Origin of the sequence: Aquimarina litoralis, assembly GCF_039523995.1 — a bacterium.
Classification (GTDB): domain Bacteria; phylum Bacteroidota; class Bacteroidia; order Flavobacteriales; family Flavobacteriaceae; genus Aquimarina; species Aquimarina litoralis.
The window spans coordinates 62,919-84,051 of the sequence record NZ_BAAAGE010000006.1 but is presented as its reverse complement, the minus strand read 5'-3'; the positions used below and the strand labels follow the sequence as shown (position 1 = coordinate 84,051).

General features: G+C 33.3%; 18 protein-coding genes. 9 read left to right on the top strand and 9 right to left on the bottom strand.

Features of this window, described 5'->3' with window-relative positions:
* Nucleotides 1–12: 12 nt before the first annotated feature.
* The 3 genes from ABD077_RS22520 to typA all read right to left on the bottom strand — a co-directional run bounded on the left by ABD077_RS22520 (nt 13) and on the right by typA (nt 3,439).
* Nucleotides 13–945: a GNAT family N-acetyltransferase gene (locus ABD077_RS22520; RefSeq protein WP_343914461.1), complete on the bottom strand. Its 933-nt coding sequence runs from the start codon at nt 943–945 to the stop codon at nt 13–15.
* A 228-nt stretch (nt 946–1,173) separates the two neighbouring features.
* Complete coding sequence (locus ABD077_RS22515) at nt 1,174–1,407, bottom strand: uroporphyrinogen decarboxylase (RefSeq protein ID WP_299610187.1); 234 nt, start codon at nt 1,405–1,407, stop codon at nt 1,174–1,176.
* A 232-nt stretch (nt 1,408–1,639) separates the two neighbouring features.
* Nucleotides 1,640–3,439 (bottom strand): translational GTPase TypA, encoded by a 1,800-nt coding sequence (typA, locus tag ABD077_RS22510; protein WP_299610188.1) that lies wholly within the window; start codon nt 3,437–3,439, stop codon nt 1,640–1,642.
* Nucleotides 3,440–3,759: 320 nt separating this feature from the next.
* Between typA and kdsA the strand changes: the two genes are divergently transcribed.
* On the top strand, nt 3,760–4,578 hold the full coding sequence (kdsA, locus tag ABD077_RS22505; protein ID WP_343914460.1) for a 3-deoxy-8-phosphooctulonate synthase: 819 nt from the start codon (nt 3,760–3,762) through the stop codon (nt 4,576–4,578).
* Here the strand turns inward: kdsA and ABD077_RS22500 are convergent.
* The gene (locus tag ABD077_RS22500) at nt 4,565–4,927 is read right to left on the bottom strand and encodes a DUF1801 domain-containing protein (RefSeq protein ID WP_343914459.1); all 363 of its coding nucleotides are present in this window, start codon (nt 4,925–4,927) and stop codon (nt 4,565–4,567) included. The two genes, kdsA and ABD077_RS22500, sit on opposite strands and share 14 nt — an antisense overlap.
* Nucleotides 4,928–4,988: 61 nt before the next feature.
* Here ABD077_RS22500 and ABD077_RS22495 point away from each other — a divergent pair, with 61 nt between their 5' ends.
* The 8 genes from ABD077_RS22495 (at nt 4,989) to ABD077_RS22460 (ending at nt 10,960) form a co-directional block, all read left to right on the top strand.
* Nucleotides 4,989–6,473, top strand: a complete 1,485-nt coding sequence (locus tag ABD077_RS22495) for a carboxypeptidase-like regulatory domain-containing protein (RefSeq protein ID WP_343914458.1) — start codon at nt 4,989–4,991, stop codon at nt 6,471–6,473.
* A 69-nt stretch (nt 6,474–6,542) separates the two neighbouring features.
* Nucleotides 6,543–7,148: a hypothetical protein gene (locus tag ABD077_RS22490; RefSeq protein WP_343914457.1), complete on the top strand. Its 606-nt coding sequence runs from the start codon at nt 6,543–6,545 to the stop codon at nt 7,146–7,148.
* 45 nt (nt 7,149–7,193) lie between these two features.
* Entirely contained in the window at nt 7,194–7,487 is a 294-nt protein-coding gene (locus tag ABD077_RS22485; protein WP_343914456.1) for a winged helix-turn-helix domain-containing protein, read from the top strand.
* Nucleotides 7,488–7,543: 56 nt separating this feature from the next.
* Nucleotides 7,544–8,005: a hypothetical protein gene (locus ABD077_RS22480; RefSeq protein WP_343914455.1), complete on the top strand. Its 462-nt coding sequence runs from the start codon at nt 7,544–7,546 to the stop codon at nt 8,003–8,005.
* Nucleotides 8,002–8,319 (top strand): hypothetical protein, encoded by a 318-nt coding sequence (locus ABD077_RS22475; RefSeq protein ID WP_343914454.1) that lies wholly within the window; start codon nt 8,002–8,004, stop codon nt 8,317–8,319. Before ABD077_RS22480 ends, ABD077_RS22475 begins: the two co-directional genes overlap by 4 nt.
* Nucleotides 8,316–8,969 carry a DUF1361 domain-containing protein gene (locus tag ABD077_RS22470; RefSeq protein ID WP_343914453.1) on the top strand — a complete coding sequence of 218 codons (654 nt, stop codon included), beginning with the start codon at nt 8,316–8,318 and terminating at the stop codon, nt 8,967–8,969. The genes ABD077_RS22475 and ABD077_RS22470 overlap by 4 nt, the downstream gene beginning before the upstream one ends.
* 28 nt (nt 8,970–8,997) lie before the next feature.
* Entirely contained in the window at nt 8,998–10,353 is a 1,356-nt protein-coding gene (gene creD, locus ABD077_RS22465; RefSeq protein ID WP_343914452.1) for a cell envelope integrity protein CreD, read from the top strand.
* A gap of 112 nt (nt 10,354–10,465) precedes the next feature.
* A complete protein-coding gene (locus ABD077_RS22460; protein ID WP_343914451.1) occupies nt 10,466–10,960 on the top strand; it encodes a DUF192 domain-containing protein in 495 nt (164 codons plus the stop codon).
* Between the two features lie 80 nt (nt 10,961–11,040).
* Here ABD077_RS22460 and ABD077_RS22455 read toward each other — a convergent pair whose 3' ends face one another.
* The 5 genes from ABD077_RS22455 to mdh form a co-directional block, all read right to left on the bottom strand.
* Entirely contained in the window at nt 11,041–14,727 is a 3,687-nt protein-coding gene (locus ABD077_RS22455) for a starch-binding protein (RefSeq protein WP_343914450.1), read from the bottom strand.
* Between the two features lie 441 nt (nt 14,728–15,168).
* A complete protein-coding gene (gene secDF / locus ABD077_RS22450) occupies nt 15,169–18,216 on the bottom strand; it encodes a protein translocase subunit SecDF (RefSeq protein ID WP_343914449.1) in 3,048 nt (1,015 codons plus the stop codon).
* A 199-nt stretch (nt 18,217–18,415) separates the two neighbouring features.
* The gene (locus tag ABD077_RS22445; RefSeq protein WP_343914448.1) at nt 18,416–19,033 is read right to left on the bottom strand and encodes a hypothetical protein; all 618 of its coding nucleotides are present in this window, start codon (nt 19,031–19,033) and stop codon (nt 18,416–18,418) included.
* An 84-nt stretch (nt 19,034–19,117) separates the two neighbouring features.
* Entirely contained in the window at nt 19,118–20,041 is a 924-nt protein-coding gene (locus ABD077_RS22440; protein ID WP_343914447.1) for a SecDF P1 head subdomain-containing protein, read from the bottom strand.
* Between the two features lie 99 nt (nt 20,042–20,140).
* A complete protein-coding gene (mdh, locus tag ABD077_RS22435; RefSeq protein WP_299610214.1) occupies nt 20,141–21,067 on the bottom strand; it encodes a malate dehydrogenase in 927 nt (308 codons plus the stop codon).
* Nucleotides 21,068–21,133 lie beyond the last annotated feature (66 nt).

Here is a 21,133-nt window from a genome sequence, read left to right as displayed (position 1 = left end):
GGTAGTTGATATTTAAAGACTAAGTCGATAAAAATCTTGCGTATAAATTTCGCAACCTAACTCTTCTTTTTGCTTTAATAATCCGTAGTTATTATCAGTTACAGTACCCATATCAAAAAACCGATAGCCTTCATTTTTATACTTTTCTATTAATGAAATAAAAAGAAAATCTAAAGCTCTATGTGTCTCTCCTTTATCCGTAACTGCTCCGTACTGAGATTTCACCACTTCTTTGGTTTTAAAAACAGTTATTCCTCCTAACACTTCATTATCTAAAAGAATTACAAATTGCTGTATAGCTTTTGGAAAATTATGTTTAAGCAAATGAATCTCTTCTATGGTATGAACGGGTTTTGTATCATGCTTTTCTTTCAACCTTGGTTTTAACACTTGATTCCAAAAAACCGAGAAATCGTCTTCTTCTCTTATTTCAAAACCTAATCCAGCTCTTTTCTTATAGTGCTTTAATTTACTTTTATGTATGGTGAAAGGTCTCTGATAATCAATCGCAAGATTTAAATCTCGCCTATAAGGTTTAGCTCCTAATTCTGAAAGAAAAAAAAGAAATTCATTAGATGGTTGTTGATGATAAAATACAGGAATCGATTTCACATACAGATCTGTTATATCATGTAATCGTAAAAAATCTATGATCTGATGCACCATATTCTTTACTCTTTCTCCTCCTATTCTTTTTTTCAAAATTAGACCTCCATATGTCAGCCCCAAATGAGAATATACTTCTGTACCTTTTACATTTGCAGGAAGTACTCCTATCAGCTTATCCTGATCAAAAACCAGTAAAGAAAAATCCTGAAACCGATCCGAATGATACTCCGTAAAATCTCTTTTAAAAAGAAATGTACCATTCTTAGCAGTATCAATAAAACTATTCCAGATTGAATAATGGTCTTTATGATATCTCTTAATTACGTAGGTAGACAAATTGAATATTTTGAAAGTTGAAACGAATATTAAGTGTTTTACAAATCACTTCCCACTATTGAGCATAGGATTCAAAAATCTTCATAATAAAACTAAGCAATCATAAATGTTCTCAATTTTAAAACTTATTTATGATAAAATAACAACTAAAACGTTAAAATGTGAAAATAGTTAATTTGTTTGAGTATCTGGAATATTAGTTTTATTTTTAGCTTAAGTGATCGTAAATTACGATTCTTTTCTTATAAAAAGGTAATACATATTTATACCAGCTATCGCCGTATTGGTTATGATAATAGGCAAAGACCAGTTGAGTAAGACCCCATAAATTACAAAAGCCACACACCCCACAGTATTTATAAGACGGAGTTTTCTGATATTTCGCATTAAAAATGATATCAATACCATAAATGATGCAAAATATCCAATAAGTTCAATGATAAAATTTTGATCTGAAATCATAGTTAAATGTATTTATTTATAAAACCTGTTGTACCTTTTTTTTAAAAGCTTTTTACAAGTTTTTAATCAATAGCAGTATTTACTTTTGTTGACCGACAAAAATGACCTAAATAACCAATTCATCTCCCTATAAATTGAATTGATCCCAAAACCACAATTATCCCAATTTTCGACAAAAAATCCCGAGTTACCTCGGGATTTTTTATTATTTAGAGCTAAGATAAATACCTGTCTATACAATCTTATTTCTTTTTCGCTCTACTTCTGTTAAGAAGATTTTTCTAAGACGCAAATGATTAGGAGTTACCTCTACATACTCGTCTTTTTGAATGTATTCTAAAGCTTCTTCTAAAGAAAACTTAATAGCAGGAACAATCTTCGCTTTATCATCTGCTCCAGCAGAACGAACGTTAGATAACTTTTTAGTTTTCGTAACATTTACGGTCATATCATCTCCTCTAGAGTTTTCTCCGATAACCTGTCCTTCGTAAATGTCTTCTCCTGGATCGATAAAGAATTTTCCTCTTTCCTGTAACTTATCTATTGAGTATGGTATTGCAGTTCCTTTTTCCATAGAAACTAAGGATCCATTAATACGTCCTGGAATGTCACCTTTTAAAGGTTGATATTCTTTAAAACGATGTGCCATAATTGCTTCTCCAGCAGTGGCAGTAAGCAATTGATTACGTAATCCTATGATTCCACGAGAAGGGATTAAGAATTCGCAAATCATACGTTCTCCTTTGGCTTCCATACTTAACATTTCACCTTTTCTTAGGGTTACCATCTCTACTGCCTTTCCTGATACCGTTTCAGGTAAGTCGATAGTTAACTCTTCTATAGGCTCACATTTTACACCATCAATTTCTTTGATGATAACTTGCGGTTGTCCGATTTGTAATTCGTAACCTTCACGACGCATCGTTTCTATCAAAACTGATAAATGCAAGACTCCTCTACCAAAAACCATAAATTTATCTGCACTATCTGTTTCATTTACTCTAAGTGCCAGGTTTTTCTCTAGTTCCTTTTCTAATCTTTCTTTGATATGTCTAGAAGTTACAAACTTACCATCTTTACCAAAGAATGGAGAATCATTTATGGTAAACAACATACTCATTGTCGGCTCATCAATGGCAATAGTTTCTAATCCTTCAGGATTTTCAATATCTGCAACAGTATCTCCAATCTCAAAACCTTCTAACCCTACTAAAGCACAAATATCACCTGCCTCTACCTTCTCTACTTTTCTTCTTCCTAATCCTTCGAAAGTATGGAGTTCTTTTATTTTTGACTTTTTAATAGTTCCATCTCTTTTTACCAATGAAACCTGCATTCCTTCAGTAAGTGTTCCTCTTTGTAATCTACCGATAGCAATACGACCAGTAAAAGATGAGAAATCCAAAGATGTAATTAACATTTGTAGTGTTCCTTCTTGTACTTTTGGTGAAGGAATATGCTCCATAACCATATCTAACAATGGTTCTATGTTTTCAGTTTCCTTCTGCCAATCATCACTCATCCAGTTGTTCTTAGCAGAACCGTATACCGTTGGAAAATCTAACTGCCATTCTTCTGCTCCTAATTCGAACATAAGGTCAAAAACCTTTTCATGAACTTCGTCGGGAGTACAGTTTTCTTTATCTACTTTATTTACAACCACACAAGGCTTCAATCCTAGATCAATTGCTTTTTGTAAAACAAAACGTGTTTGTGGCATTGGTCCTTCAAAAGCATCCACCAATAATAGCACACCATCTGCCATGTTTAATACACGCTCCACTTCTCCACCAAAATCGGCGTGACCTGGAGTATCAATGATATTGATTTTTGTTCCTTTATAGGTTACAGATACATTCTTTGAAGTAATTGTAATTCCTCTTTCACGTTCTAGATCGTTATTATCCAAAATTAAATCCCCTGTGTTCTCGTTTTCACGAAATAATTGACAGTGATACATAATTTTGTCTACCAAGGTAGTTTTACCGTGATCAACGTGTGCAATTATTGCAATGTTTTTTATAGCAGTCATATACGCCTGATTTTAAGCGTGCAAATTTACATTATATTTTAATAGTTTGTATATTAATTTTAAAATATTAAAAACACCTAAAAATCAGATACTTAAAACCTTTACCAAAGACAGGACATATTTTACAGTATTAGGAATTATAATCAGAATTTGATATTAAAATTCTCATGTTTATAACAATCCTTTAGAGATTTAATATTTCATTATTTTTCTTAATCTGTTACTTCTATTTCTTTCTCTGAGTTTCTACAATAAAGCTATTCATATAAAAGTAACAATATGAACTAAAAGATATATCTTTGCTGTTCTAAATTACAAACATGGAACTTTCTAAAATCAAAAACCTAAAAAACCTGGATGCAAATAATTTTTTCCTTCTCGCTGGACCTTGTGCTATCGAAGGAGAAGAAATGGCGTTACGCATTGCTGAAAAAGTAGTTGAGATTACTTCGAAGCTAAAAATACCTTATGTTTTTAAAGGTTCTTTTAAGAAAGCTAATCGCAGTAGAATTGATAGTTTTACTGGAATTGGAAATGAAAAAGCGTTAAAAATTTTACGCAAAGTAGGAGAAACTTTTGAAGTTCCTACGATAACAGATATTCATGAAAATGATGATGCTGTAATGGCTGCAGAATATGTTGATATTCTACAAATTCCTGCATTTTTGGTTAGACAGACGGATTTAGTCGTAGCTGCCGCTAAGACTGGCAAGACTGTAAACTTAAAAAAAGGACAATTCATGAGTCCTGAAGCCATGCAACACGCTGTAAAAAAAGTAAAAGATAGCGATAGTGATTTAGTAATGGTTACGGATAGAGGAACCATGTTTGGATATCAAGACATGATTGTAGATTTTAGAGGTATTCCTACAATGAAGCAATATGCAACTACAGTTTTAGATGTGACCCATTCTTTGCAACAACCAAATCAATCCAGTGGAGTTACTGGTGGTAGACCAGATATGATAGAAACAATCGCTCGTGCTGGTGTTGTTACTGGTGTAGATGGATTATTTATGGAAACACATTATGATCCAGCAAATGCTAAAAGTGATGGGGCTAATATGTTAGATTTACAGTATTTAGAAAAATTACTAAGCAATCTAGTCGCAATCAGACAAACTGTTAACTCGTTATAATTTTCTTATTTCTATGTTGGTATGCTTGCTCGAGTAATTCGATCAATATATCATTTTCTATCTCATCTTGGTTTCTGAAGCGCAAGGATCTGACATACTTTCTCTTATCACTTTGCAATTTATCTAGGTGATCGGTAAAATATTGTGCAGCCCAAAAACCAATATCCAAGTATCCTTTCGTTACGTTTAAATAACAAATGGGTGCCTTTTCGACATAGTAAAAAGGAACTCTCCATTTAAATAACAACTCTGCTTCAGGAAGAGTAGATTCTACAATCACCTGAACTTGAAGTAACATCCTTTTAAATGGTTCAGGTTGATTTAAGATATATTGCTCCGCTGGTTTCAATAAAAAATAGTATTTTAGAAAGACTGTTGCATATTAGTAACCCCCAAGATATCTAATCACTTTGAAACCTCAAAACATAACACTCCTATTTGTTTTTATTATCCTGTTGTTAGGGTTTGGATCCTCTAGTTCTTTCGCACAACAAAAGAAACAAGAAACTATTACTATCGAAGCTACTGTATTTGATAAGGAAACGAAAGATCCTTTGCCTTTTACAAATGTACTACTAGAAAATACTTCTATAGGAACTATTACGAATGAAGATGGAAAATTCGAATTAACTTTTAGTAAAAAATATGCTTCCTCTTCAGTCATTTTTTCATTCGTTGGTTATGAGAATAACAGTATCCCAGTTAAAAAGCTTAAATCTCCTACTTACAAGATTTTTTTAAAATCAATCTCTACCTCATTAGATGAAATTGTGGTTACTGCGAAAAACAAATACAAGGAAATGATCAATGAAGCAATCTCTCTTATCCCCAAAAACTATGCGCAACAAGCTGTCACGCTAGAAACATATTATAGAGAGCTAACCAAAATAAATGATAATTATACCAAGTTTGCTGATGCAGCAACCGAAATTTACTATTCTGCATATGACAATAATTTTGATTACTTATTATCCAACACTAATTACAAGCAATTCAATCGTTTAGAATTCAATATAAATCAAGTTCCATTTCCAGAACCCAAGGAGTTTGTGGCTGACATGAGGGATAAAACCAAAATAATTGCCTTAAGAAAAAGCGATAACCTTCAGGATTATAAGATTATGGAACGATCAGAAGATCTAAAATCCATTGATACTACCAATTTAAAATGGTTAGAAAATAACGAGATTGGAGGAGGCCCACTGAGACTTACGGGAGCTGACAAAGTAAAACGGCAAGCAGATTTTTTTAATCCTAAGATAAATCACAAATATAAATTCACTTTATACGGAAAGAGTACTTACAACAATAAACTGGTATACATAATCTCATTTAAACCCAAGGATTCTAATGATATTGAAGCTCCCTATATCGGAGAAATAACATTAGAAGAAGAAAGTAAAGGTATCATTTCCTATAGTTACGAACTCACAAAAAAAGCAAAGAAGAAATTAAACGAACGCTTTGCTGCACAACTAAGAACACCTGAGATAGTAGAAAAAGAATCCAAAAAAGCTTTTATTACACGTATTACTAGTTTAAAGGATTTTAAAGTGTATGTTAATTTCTCTGTATATCAAGATAAATGGTATCTAAAAAGAATCAAAGCCACTAATTCTTATGATAACAAAGGTGACTTATTCGAAAGTTATGAAGCTACCACAGAATCAGAATTAGTGGTAAACTCTATTAAAACCGAAAAGCTATCACCACCTGAAAATGAAAATATATTTAAAAATAATTTCTCTAATTCTTTGTTTACCTATCCTCTTCCCTATGATCCTAGTTTCTGGAAAGATTACAATGCTTTAATCCCTACAGCTCTCCTTGGTAAAGCATTAGAAGATCTAGAAGCTAAGGAAAGTTTAGAATCTCAGTTTCAGAATAAAAACTGATTTAATCTCCAAAAAAATTTGTGAGTATCATTTATTTATTTTTACTTTGTATTTCAAAGTACTTTTAGAATGAGCACAGAAGATTATTTAAAAGACATCACTGAGATCAAAAATATGATGAACAAATCATCACGATTTTTCTCGTTAAGTGGTTTATCAGGAATACTAGCAGGAATATATGCGATTATAGGGGCCGCCATTGCATATTATCTAGTGAGCAATAGTGGTAGAGATTACCTTATTTTGCATAGTAAAATCTTCAACTACATTTTAATTGATTTAGCGGCCATAGCTATATTGAGTATTGTTACTGCTGCGATATTAAGTAATAGAAAAGCAAGAAAAAATAACGAAACCCTATGGAATGGCACTTCTAGAAGATTACTGGCAGCCTTTTTAATTCCACTAATAACTGGTGGTATTTACATTCTGATAAAAATCTATAGTAATCACTATGGACATACAGGATCGTTGATGCTTATTTTTTATGGTTTAGCCTTGGTAAATGCTTCTAAATATACAATTGGTAATGTAAAATATTTGGGATATGTCGAAATTATATTAGGTTTGGCATGTGCCATATATCCCGGTTTTGGATTCTGGTTTTGGGTACTTGGATTTGGGGTGATGCACATTATTTACGGAAGTATGATTTACTTTAATCACGATCGGTAATTGCTTAGCAATATACATCTGTGTATTCGCTAAAAAAATCAAGGAATGAGTAGTATAATTGGTAACATAAATAAAGCATTTGATCATCGAATTCGATTGGGTATCATGTCTATCTTAATCGTTAATGAATATGCTGATTTTAAAATGCTAAAAGAGTTATTGGGGGCTACAGATGGAAATTTAGCGAGTCACACCAAAGCATTAGAAAAAGAAGCATATATACTAGTCGAAAAATCATTTATCGGACGTAAACCAAATACCAGATATAGTGCTACCAAAAAAGGGAGAGAAGCTTTTAAAAAACATGTTGAAGCTATTGAAAAATTATTAAAACAGTAGCTATATTTTTTTATTCATTTACTTTGAAATTCAAAGTACTTTTAAAAAACAAAAAAATGAGAGCAATTTTATTGGAAACTTTATACGAATGGAGCAAGATTCCATACCAAAAATGGTTTAAAAGTGAAGAACCTTGGGATATCTCTGTCTCACAACTACTACAATTCCCAAAAGAAACTCTTGGTTTTTATTTAGGTGCATTTTTATTGAAACACGATTTTTCACCTCAACCTAAACTTGAGAATCATGATGTATTTCATGTACTTACAGATACAGGAATTACTGTACCTGAAGAAATTGCAATGCAGTACTATCTTCTAGGTAATGGAAAAAAAAGCACCTACCTATTTACGGTAATACTTATTGGAACTATACTCTATCCAGACAAGTTCAATTTATTTCGAAATGCTTTCAAAAAAGGTAAAAGTGCGTATTCTTTTTACCAGTTGGATTTCCGGAAATTACTAGACACTCCTTTAAAAACAATGCAAACCACATTTTTAATCTCTACATCATGAAAATAACACAATCTATCAATCGGAATGCACTTATGATTGCTAGCTGCAGTTTCTTATTAGGTACAATCATTTTACTTATGCATATGATCATTCCTTGGGATCAAATTATAGTAATCGGTCTTTTTTATGTCATAATCGCTATTGTATTAAACGGAATTACATTGATTGGTTTAATCGCTAATTCTATTATAAATTATCACAATTCAAAAGAGAATCTAACCACTATTGGGATCTTTTTACTAAACATTCCTATTACTATAGGATACTTCCTGATCGTAGCTAATAATCCATTTCCAAAAACCTTTCTAGCATGAAGTATTTACAAAAACAATTACCATTCATAAAAGGATATAGTATAGCTGTTATCTTCAGCCTAAGTTTATTGTTTATTAGAGTTTCAAAATTAGATTCTATTTTTTTCCTATTCCTCATCTGGAATCTATTTTTAGCCTGCATACCGTATGCAATTACAACATTACTTAGCTTTCGTGAGCTATATAAAAATAGATTCTTGCTCGCTATTGGATTCATATGTTGGCTTGCTTTTTTACCTAATGCTCCTTATATCCTTACAGACTTACAGCATATCCGCTTGAGCACATTACATTCTGTTTGGTTCGATGTCTTGCTTATACTTTCCTTTGCCATCAATGGATTGATCATAGGATTTGCTTCGTTAAGATCGATGCAAAAATTCCTTAGCTATCATTTTTCAAAAAAGACTGTCTCTTTCATTATCCATACTACGCTATTACTCTGCGGATTTGGCATTTATATGGGAAGAATACTTCGCTGGAACAGCTGGGATTTATTACAAAATCCAATACATATACTCGGTGATATATTTAGAAGAATTATTTCTCCGATTGAGTATATCAATACCTGGGCTTTTACAATAGGTTTTGGTAGTTTTTTAATTATTACCTATCACCTAATCCGCCATTATCAAAAAGAAACTATTTAAAAACATCATCATTATAAACAAGAAAATTATGGAAACTCAAAAGCAAAAAAAGTCCTTTGGACAATGGATAAAAACTTCTGTAACCATCCGTATGCTTATGGTAGGAATTCTCATTTTGGTATTACTTATTCCACTTTCATACATTAAAAATTTAATACAAGAAAGATCTATACGACAAGAACAAACTGTTGTCAATGACATTAATCAGAAATGGGGAAATGAGGTATTATTTTACGGACCTGTTTTAAAAATTCCATACCAAACTCATAAAATAAAAAAAATCTGGGATGAGAAAACTAAATCTTATCTAGAAGAAGATATAATAACACTTCATAATGCATATTTCTTTCCTAATCTTCTAGACATCAAAGCTAATGTTTCTACAGACACGTTAAAACGAGGAATTTACAAATCTCCTGTATATACATCAGACATGAAAATAAATGGTTCTTTTACCACTCCTTCATTCGAAATAAAAGATGTAGCCGAAGAAGATATTTTATGGGACAAATCCACCATCATCGTAAATTCAACTAATTTAAAAGGAATCAAAAGTAATCTTCAATTACAATTGGGACCAGAAAATTATATTCTACAATCCAAATACTCTAAAGATTCCTACACAAACACTCTCGAAACCAAGTTTTTACAAGAAAAATCGTGGCCAAAAGATAAAACAGTAGACTTTAGTTTAGACCTAATTATCAACGGTAGCAATCAGTTAAAATTTATACCAGTAGGTAAAGAAACCAATGTCGCAATTACCTCTGATTGGGAGTCACCAAAGTTTGATGGAAATTATCTACCAGATCCTAAAACCAAATCTATTACCGAAAAAGGCTTTAAGGCAAATTGGAAAGTACTGCAGGTTAATAGAGAGTTCGAACAAGAGTTTTTTGGAGAATTACCTTACATAAACTCCTCGGCATTTGGAGTTCAATTTATAGTTCCCGTTGATGATTATCAAAAAAGTGAACGAACTGCAAAATATGGATATCTCGTAATAGCTTTAACCTTCTTAGTATTTTTCTTGATACAAACGATTAGTAAAATAAATATTCATCCTTTTCAGTATCTAATGATCGGATTAGCGTTAACGATGTTCTACACCTTACTTATATCCATATCAGAGCACTCTAGCTTCCTATATGCGTATCTTATAGCAGGCACTTCTGTGGTACTTCTCATCTCTATATATTCCAGAGCTATTTTAAAAAGCTTAAAATTCATGGCTTTAATATCTGCCTCGCTAACTGCTTTATATGCTTTTATATTCGTGATTATCCAACTAGAAGATTATGCATTGTTGGTAGGAAGTATTGGATTATTCATAATTCTTGGAACTATCATGATGGTATCCAGAAAAATTGATTGGGGACAATAATAAATAGGAATTATTAATTCTAAAATGCTGGTTAGTTAGTTGAGAAAAAGTCGTGCTTCGAATTTTTGAAGTGCGACTTTTTTGTCTACTTTTATCTCCTAAAGTAAGACTGATGCGAAAGAATATTTTAATACTCTGCATAGCCCTAAGCGCTGTAACCATTTTTTCTTGTAAAAAAGAGAATGATAAAAAGATCATTACTGAAGAGATAACATTTAAAAAAGAAGGAGAACTCTCCATCTATAACATACAAGATTCTATTCCAAAATCTATAGTAAACTTAGATATCGAAATTGCGGATAATGATTATGAACGCGAAACAGGTTTGATGTATCGCAAAACCATGAGAGAAAAACGTGGAATGCTTTTTATTATGGAAACCTTAAGGCCACAGAGTTTTTACATGAAAAATACAGAGATCTCTTTGGATATTATTTATATCGATGAGCAATTTAAAATCGTGAGTTTCCAGAAAAATGCAAAACCATTGGATCCAACCTCGCTACCCTCTGGAAAACCTGCTAGATATGTTTTAGAAATTAATGCAGGGTTATCTGATCAATGGAATCTAAAAGAAGGTGATTCTATTAGTTTTAAGAAAAGTTAGATTGCCCAAAAAAGAAAGACCTCTTGAAAAACAAATATTCCAAGAGGCCTTATCTAGGTAGTACAAAAAAAGGATAGCCGCTAATTAATTATTTTTACAACCTTATTGATGTTTTTATTACTGAACTTTATAAAGTATATTCCTTTTGAAACATTCAGTGGAATTGATATCGTTCCGTTTTTACTCGTCACTCTATCCGAATAATACAGAGCACCTTTAACATCTCTAACAGTAACATTTACTGCTTCTGTTTCTCCAGATACATTAAAATTAACGATATCTTCAAATGGATTTGGATATGGTGCAGAAACATTGATTTCATCTTTTTCTGGACCTTTATTTAATGGTGCACTTACCCAACCATTATCATACCAACCTTCTCCACAAATCTCTAAGTCTTCTGTTTGCTGACTTCCGTTAGTACTAAAAATTACTTTGGCACAAGTAACACCTGTTAATGTATATTCATACCATCCATCATTATCATCGTCTGTCATCTGAACTCCTGGCCATGAAGTACTCAAAGCAGCTGGAGACGTCTCCCAATAATACAAACTAACGGTATTCCAATTTGTATTGTTATTGTTGTAATAGATTGTTAAACTATCATCAGTGACATCACCTGGACATGCCACTGGGCAATCTGGATACCAAAGATTTGTCGATGGATCATACCAACCATCTATAGTTCTATTGAGATCATCAGATTGACTTCCGTTATTGTTGTTATTAAAAACCATACCTATATTTCCTGATTCCTGAATCGCAAAGGAATACCATTGAGAACTTTCTATTCTAGACATAGGCTGTCCTGGCCAGCTCCATCCTGGTAATGGCTGATTGGTATCTTGATTAAATAAATACACATACACATCCGACCAACTCTGAGTATTTCTATAATGAACTGTATAGGACTGAGGTTGATTAATAGTATACTCCTCGGATAGTACACTAGAAGCACCCGTATCATTATAGGCAATCGCAGATAGTGTTGACGTTTCTGTTAAGACCAACGAATTCGAATACAAAGAACTTGAATCTGATGGTGTGGTCCCGTCTAATGTATAATAAATGACACCTTGATTCGTAGCAGTTAAATTAACTGTTACGCTACCTTCATAAGTTCCTCCTTGAGGAGTTACTGATAATACTGGTAACTCTAATTCTCCAGGGCAATCAGAAGGACATTGATCGTACCAAACATTTTCTGATAATACGTACCATCCTTCTGCATTTCTAAACTGATCATCTGATTGTTGTCCGCTTCCATTCGTAAATACCAATCCTACTTCAACTGATTCTTCAACTTCATAGCTAAACCAAGGAGAATTTGGTGTTGGAGCCATCAATATTCCTGGCCAATTCCATCCAGGTAATGGCGTATTATTGTTCTTATCAAATGCGTACACATACACATCATTCCAATTGGAAGTATTCTTAAAGTACACTTTATAAGAAGGGATGTCTCCGAATGTATAATAGCGTGTTATTACGTCAGAAACATTTCCATCTGCGTCATACGCCACAACTTTTAGCTGGATTGGATCACTATCCTCATTTCCTAAATCAAATGGATTAGAATAAAGAGTGCTATTCCTCGTAGGTTCCGATCCATCTATGGTATAATAAATTGTCACATCATCATTATCAGAAGTTGTAGATGCCTCTAGAACTACTTCAATAGTATCGTCATAATTTCCAGAATTAGGTTCCACAGTGAGTGTGACCTCATCACTACTGTTAAAATCACCAACATACACATGCTGAATTGGAGTCTTAAATACATTTCCTTGTGTATCTGTTGCTTCAACGTAGTAATCTACTAATACATTAGACAAACCACGAATTTCTGCATAGCATAGATCTGCTATCGCAGTAGGCTCTATAAAAAGATCAATTTCTGGATCCTGAGTGATATTATCTTTTGGAAATTCCTTTTGTGTCATCGAAATGGTATTCCAGGAACTTACTCCTTCTCCTCCAGCATAGGTATCGTTTACATTATCAGCGATAGGATTTATACCGTCATTATCAGTTCTATATTTTAAAACTACAGAAGCCAATCCACTTACATCATGAGCAAATGTCCATACATGAAAATCAGAAGAATTTTGAACTTCCTGATACGCATATATTGGACCAAAACCTTTACCACCAGGATTGTAAGGAAATCTTTGAGGAATAAATACAGAAGGCGGTGTATTATCTTGATTGATAGATCCCCCAAGCGCATCTAATGCATGTTCTATAGCTATGTTTCCAGCTAAGGTTTGCTTTACTTCCATATCGATTGCTTTACCATAGTACATATAACCACTAGTCAGCGATGGTAAAAAGAAATGCCATGCTTTTTCTGCACTGGAAGCGCCAAATGATGGATCAATTATTTTTGCTATATCTACTCCATTACTATTATCTTCTGCCATTAATACATAATTTTCTGCAGCAGTAATCACCGCCCAGTTTCTAGCATCTTCTGTCCATCCATCAGGATTAAATCGATAATCTGTAGTATCATATAAAGGCCATAACCAATTAATAAATTGTGGATGTCCCCAATCGTTGGCTGCATTTACCCAAGAACCATCTTCTACTTTTACGATATCATTTTCAGGAACTGGGTAAGAATTTAAAAATTGCTGAATTGTAGTAGGATCATATCCTTTAGAGGCTGCTTCATTAGCAAAACCAGGAACAGATTCCTGATAATAACTATCACCACCACCCCAAGCATTATCACCATCATGTGCTAACAAAACGATAGAGGGTTGACTCGCATTACTAAATGGCGCAATGTTAGCGTCAATTTCTCCTGTACCCATAGAACTGAAACCATTCTGATAACTCAACAAATCAGCCATAGGAATTACATCCATCTTATAAGTTTGTCCCGTTTCTGGATCTATGTATTGCGCTTTATGTGCCTGATAACAATATGGAGCAGCAAAGGTACCACCTCTACCGTCGATTTGCCCTTTCCACCAGTTATTACCATTCGTAGCTACTTTATCCGCAGCATTTGGCGGATCGATATTTACTCCAGAAGTACCATAATCTAATGGATAATCATTTAGCGTTCTTGAGAGATGACTATTTGCGATAACCGACCATTGGAAACCTTCTTCTACCAATACTTTGATTATTCTTTCAGAAAAAGAACACTCTGCAGGCCAAAACCCTTTAGAATATTCGCCTCCAAAAGTTTGATCGGTAATATATCGATGTGTTTTTAATTCCATTCTTAGGGCTCTCTCACTAATTAAGGGAGCTAACGCATGATGAAAGGTAAAACCAGTTAGATCCATTCTGGGTTGACCACCAGAAGTTCTCCAGCTTTTTGCTTCGATAAAGTCATTTTGCCAACCTTGATTATATCCCCAAACTCCAGCATTTGCTAGACTGTTTACATTTTCTATCAAACAACCAGAATAATTTACCTGTGCACCTCCATTTGGCAATCCTAATAAGGTCTGAACAGAATTCTTAGGTCCATATTGATACGCTTTTACTCGATCATACTTCCCAAAAATTTCTTCTAAATCATTTAGTGGATGACTAATCCCATCAGCATATACATTCCAGGAATCACCTGATACTTTTAGATTATGTGATTCTAAAACTGTTTGATACCTATTAGGGTTTTCTTTACTTTTCTCTGCCCAATAAATGGGTTGTTGCATGTGCCATAAATAAGAAGTGTGGACTTGCTGTGCTATCATTCCTGAATAAAAGAATAATAACAACAAAAATAGATTAGTGTTTTTCATGAATCTTGTGTGTGTGTGTGTGTTATACAATTAAAAAATGCTGTAAAAACAGCTTACGTATATTCCAAAACTATTTTCCCAAACAATAGTTTTCCAAGATTCTATGCTCATAATAAACATTCATAAAAAGGATATTTGTTATGATCCCATCAAACGAAAATTGTAGTAAACAAACAGTCCCATTTGATCCATGTCTATAACAGCAACAACACTTCTCAACAAGACTGTTAAATACTCAATTTTTTAATAGTTATTTGATGATATTTTCAAAAGTAGGTAATAAAAAAAGTAAACTCTATAAATAGAATTTACTCAAACGATATAGTGTTAATAAAAAACTAAAAAATCCCCGAAATCTTCATTAATCAGGTTCACTTCATTCCATAAAAAAAGCTGCACTTAAAAAAATGCAGCTTTTTGATATTCTAGAAATGGACTTTTCTATGATTCTTCTTCAGTCTTTTTCTTTTCTTTTAAACCTACTTTACTTACTGTATCGTACATTACTGGAGTAGCAATAAACAAAGAAGAGTAGGTTCCTACTAGCACACCTATGATTAATGAGAACATAAACCCTCGTAGAGGTTCTGCAAAAATAAAGATCGCTATTAATACTAATAAGGTTGTTAACGAAGTATTTAATGTACGGCTTAATGTACTGTTTAATGCTCCATTAATATTCTTATTTAACGGCCATGTAGTGTGCTCTGCGAAATACTCACGGATTCTATCAAATACCACCACGGTATCATTCAGCGAGTATCCAATTACAGTTAGAATAGCTGCAATAAACGCTTGGTCGATTTCCATATTAAATGGCATAAACTTCCAAGTAAGTGAGAATACACCTAACACTACCAATACATCGTGGAAAACCGCTGCTACCGCACCTAAACTAAATTGCCATCTTCTAAATCTAAATAAGATATATAAGAAAACAACGATTAAAGATCCTATGACAGAGATAAAAGCAGCTTGTTGAATATCATCTGCAATCGTAGGTCCAACCTTCATAGAACGCATAATTCCTACTTGCTTATCTTCATCGCCATTAGAAAATTCTTCATAACTCATACTATCTGGCAGATGAGATTCTAATGACTTAAATAACAAATTAGAGATTTCCGAATCTACGGCTTCTCCAGATTCGTTAATCTTATATTTTGTAGTAATTTTCAACTGATTTTTTGCACCAAGTGTTTTTGCTTGTGCACTTCCAAATACAGCTACTAAATCCTTTTCTACATCTGTAGGCACTACATCTTTAGCAAAACGAACCGTATATGTTCTACCACCTACAAAATCAACACCTTTATCTAGACCTTGCGTAAATAAAGATCCTAAACCAGCCAATACAATAACAGCAGATATAGCGTAAGCGATTTTTCTCTTCTTTAAGAAATCAATATTTACATTTTTAAATAAATTCTTAGTAGCTGCTGTAGAGAATGCCAATTCTTTACCATTTCTACCATATCCATCAATAAACAACCTAGTGATGAAAATCGCAGTGAATAAAGATGTAAGAATACCGATTAATAAAGTAGTTGCGAATCCTTTAATAGGTCCTGTACCAAAGAATAAAAGAATTAAACCAGTTAAACCTGTAGTAATGTTTGCATCTAAAATCGAAGATAACGCATTGCTAAAACCATCCTTAATAGCATCTACCTGCGATTTACCTTTGGCTAGCTCTTCTTTAATTCTTTCGAAGATCAGTACGTTCGCATCCACAGACATACCTATGGTTAATACAATACCTGCAATACCTGGTAATGTTAACACAGCTTTTAATCCAGCTAATACTCCAAATATGAATAGAATATTTACTACCAAAGCAACATCCGCGAAAGCACCTGCTTTTCCGTAATAAAAAATCATCCAAATTAAGATCAATACCAACGCAATTCCGAAAGACATAATACCACTATCGATTGCCTCTTGTCCTAATGATGGCCCAATAACTTCACTCTGTATAATATCTGCTGATGCTGGTAATTTACCTGCTCTTAATACATTCGCTAAATCTTGTCCTTCTTCTACCGTAAAATCTCCAGAGATCTCACTTCTTCCTCCTGAGATCGGACCTTTAGAAACACCAGGAGCTGAATATACGATATCATCTAACACAATTGCTATCTGACCTCTTGTCTGAGAAGCTCTTCCGGTCATTTCTTCCCATTTCTTAGCTCCTTTACCATCCATCTGCATGGTTACCACCACATTGTTAAGCTGATCATAAGACTGAGCAGCATCTGTAATAACACCACCACTTAATTCCGGAGTATTGTCGCGATTTCCTTTAAGTGCATATAAATCTACTCTCTCTCCTTCTTTTGCTTGCTTACTCCAAGCAAACTTTACAAATCTTAATGATTGTGGTAATAGTGCTCTAATATCTTTTCTATCTAGATACGAATTAAACTGCTCCACATCATTTACCGCTACAGAAACTAACGCTCCAGGAACAGAAGGAGGACCGATTAAATCATTAATAGGATTTACTTGTGCTTCAACATCTGTAGAATCTTCAGAATCCGCTAATAATTTTTCGATTTCTGCATCTGCATCTGTCTGTGTACTATCTGACTGAGCAATATTTACTTCGGTACTATCAGTTTTTACTGTATCTGCAACTTTTTCTGATACTACTTCTTCTTTCTCAGTAGTTTTATTTTCTTTAGCTTCTAATTCTTTTTTAAGCTTATCATTCATTCTTCCTAAGAAGATTCCTAATTCTTGAGAGTTTTCAACATCCCAAAATTCTAATTGAGCTGTACTCTGTAAAAGTTTCTTCACACGATCAACATCTTTAGCTCCTGGAAGTTCTACCAAAATACGACCGGACTCTCCTAAACGTTGAATATTTGGTTGTGTAACCCCAAACTTATCGATACGCTTACGTAATACTTCGAATGCAGATGTTACTGATTCGTCGATTTTTCTTCTTAAAACCGGCTTTACCACATCATTAGACATATCAAAAGTGATATCATCACTTAAGTTTTTATTGGCAAAAATATCTGGAGACGCTAATTGAGCATCAGGGATATTTTCAAACTCTGTAAAGAAGTCATCTACATAGGTATTCTGGCTATCTTTCTGAGTTTCATCTGTAGCATCTAACGCCTGAATGAACGCCGGATTTTTTGAGTTATTTGCTAATCCCTCTAAAATATCTCTTACAGATATTTGAAGAATCACATTGATCCCTCCTTTAAGGTCAAGACCTTTATTTAGTTCCTTTGCTTTTGCTTCGTTATAACTAAAATTTGCAAAGATCGGATCCTTCCCGATTGAATCTAAATAATCTTTTTGAGCTGTTTCTCTAAGTTTAGAGTAATTCTCTACTGTTTCTGGATACTTATTTATCGCAAAAACTTCAGCTTCTTTTTCTTTTGTGTATGTTAAATATGTAAACGATAACTGGTAAAGACATACCAATCCAAATATAATCGCAAACACTCTAACAAGTCCTTTATTTTGCATTGTGGTTTATTTTGGCCAACCCATCAAATGTTTCGAACATTCTTCTGTGATTGACAATTGTTAGTATATTAAAAATGTAATTCAACTAGGTCTGAATATGACTTAGTTATTAGGTTTTAGCTACTAATGTAGTATCGAAATCTACTATTTAGCTATTTTTTATTTTTTTTAGAAATTCGGAAAACAGTATATTTCTGAACTAAGAAATAGGTCCTGCTCTTACCTCTGGAATTTTATAAGAAGTATTATCTATTGCGATAGCAATCGCACTATGCACTTTCTGTGCTAATTGTATTAATCGGTTGATCGCCTCATCAGCATCTTCATTCACAAAACTATAAGAAACACCAGAAGCTCTATCCTGTTTTTGTTCCAATTCTAAAACGTGAATCCCGCTAAAGCCCGTATCGCTATCGGTACTTTTCTGAATTTTGTAAACAGCTACATGATAGTCTGAAGATTCTTTATCAAAAGGAATCTTAGAATCATTAGAACCGTTTTTATCAAAAAGAATATGATTCCAAGAAATATAATTCTCTGCAAGTATCTGTTGTATGCTTTCTACATCGGCATCGCTGTAATAAGAAATTCTTAGCTTACCGTTATGAAGTTCATTCGATATTCGGGTGTTTTTTACACCAATAGATGCTAACTGTTTTTTTACAGTTTTTACTGCATTTTCCGCTTCTTGTGACGATACAGTAACATCTCTAAAGTCAAGAACAATCTCTTGATTAGGCACGACAGTTTGCCCTTGCATCACAACTAGTAACGCAAAAGCTGAAATCAACATTCCGAAGTACCATTCTTTCTTCATGGTCGCAAATATAGAAAAATTAAAACTTCATTTCTAAAGTCCTAAAAAAATATCTTAAAACAAAATAACATAAAGTTCCAATGTTTATTTTATCTCTTCAACATTAAAACTCAAAACTTTCAACTTTGGAATTTCTCCTGACATTAAGATATTAGCAAAATCTTGAGTTTGCTCAACGGTAAAATCACCCGATATTTCAGATCGACCGCCATGTATTGGACCTGAAATAACTCCAGGAGCACTATACACTTGATCATTTAAAACAATTGCAATATTAGATCTCTGCTGAAAAGCTCTTTCCGTTAAATCTGCCCATTTCTCACTACCTTCTTCGTTCATTTGCATCGAAATTACAGGTATATTTAATTCATTATATCTAGTAAAAGCATTTACCACAACATCTCCATGTAAAGCCGCCTGATTTTGATTATTCTGCCTAAGAGCATACAAAGGAAAATAACCAGTACCCTTTTCTTGGGTACCCCACAAGAACTTTACATATCGTCTTTTCACTGGTAGTTTAGATTCTGCAGCTTTAATAGAAAGAAATTTATTTATTCTAGTAGTATCTTTTGCTACCACTGATAACAAATTAGGCATTGCTGGATTTGTTCCACCTTTAATTAGTTCAAACAAGGGTTCTATCGCTGAATTATCATTTTTAGCTAATTCATTCACTTCCATAAGAAAAGGCACTATATCCTTTTTCTTATATACTTCATAAAACTTTAACTTCCCGGGATTTAAAATATATTTTTTAAACCTATCAGATTCGTAATGAGTAGCCGCAGTAATTTGAATCTTTGTAGTATTTAAACTTACTACTTCATACTGACTTGTAATTTTCTGCAATCTTCTCTTAAAAGTTTCTACGGTTTCATGTATCTGTTGCTCTTTTAAATTCTTATCCTGAAGTTCAATTATTAACTCTACAGTTTTATCTGGTTTTGGATCGAAATTGCAAGCAGACAAGATTAAAAAAAACAGGATTATTTTAATAAATTTCATGGAAGTTTGAATTATGATATAGAAAACATAAAGACTTTAAAAAAGAAAGAGCTACTATTTAAGACAGTAGCTCTTTCCCAATATATTCGATAAAACAGATTATAACTCTAACAATCCATTTGTCTTTTTAACTCCTTCTGCACTTTCTGCAAGTTTTGCCTTTTCAGCATCATTAAGTTCGATCTCTACGATTTTTTCGATTCCATTTCTACCCAATACTACAGGCGCACCGATACAAAGATCATTTAATCCATATTCTCCTTCTAACAATGCTGAACACGGGAAAATCTTTTTCTGATCACAAGCAATTGCCTGTACCAAACCAGATACTGCCGCTCCAGGAGCATACCAAGCAGAAGTTCCTAATAATCCAGTAAGCGTAGCTCCACCAACCTTAGTATCTGCTGCTACTTTTTCTAAACGCTCTTCAGAAATAAATTCTGAAACAGGCACACTATTTCTTGTAGCTAATCTAGTAAGAGGAACCATTCCTTTATCACTATGACCTCCGATTACCATTCCGTCTACATCAGAAATAGGCGCTTCTAATGCTTCTGCTAATCGATACTTAAAACGTGCGCTATCTAAAGCACCACCCATACCGATAATTTTGTTTTTAGGAAGATCAGTAGTTTTATGCACAAGATACGTCATCGTATCCATAGGATTACTTACTACAATGATAATAGCATTTGGAGAATGCTCGATTAAACTAGAAGAAACTGATTTTACAATTCCTGCATTAATACCAATTAATTCTTCTCTAGTCATTCCTGGTTTACGAGGAATTCCAGAAGTTATTACAGCAATATCACTTCCTGCAGTTTTAGAATAATCATTTGTAGTTCCTGTTATTTTAGTATCAAACCCATTTAAAGAAGCGGTTTGCATCAAATCCATTGCTTTACCTTCTGCATATCCTTCTTTGATATCTAACAACACTACTTCTGAAGCAAAATTCTTTATGGCAATATACTCTGCACAACTTGCACCTACTGCACCAGCTCCTACTACTGTAACTTTCATTATTTTAATATAATTTTGATTAATATTATCCTGGTATATTGAATTTCTTCAATATCAGCGCGAAAA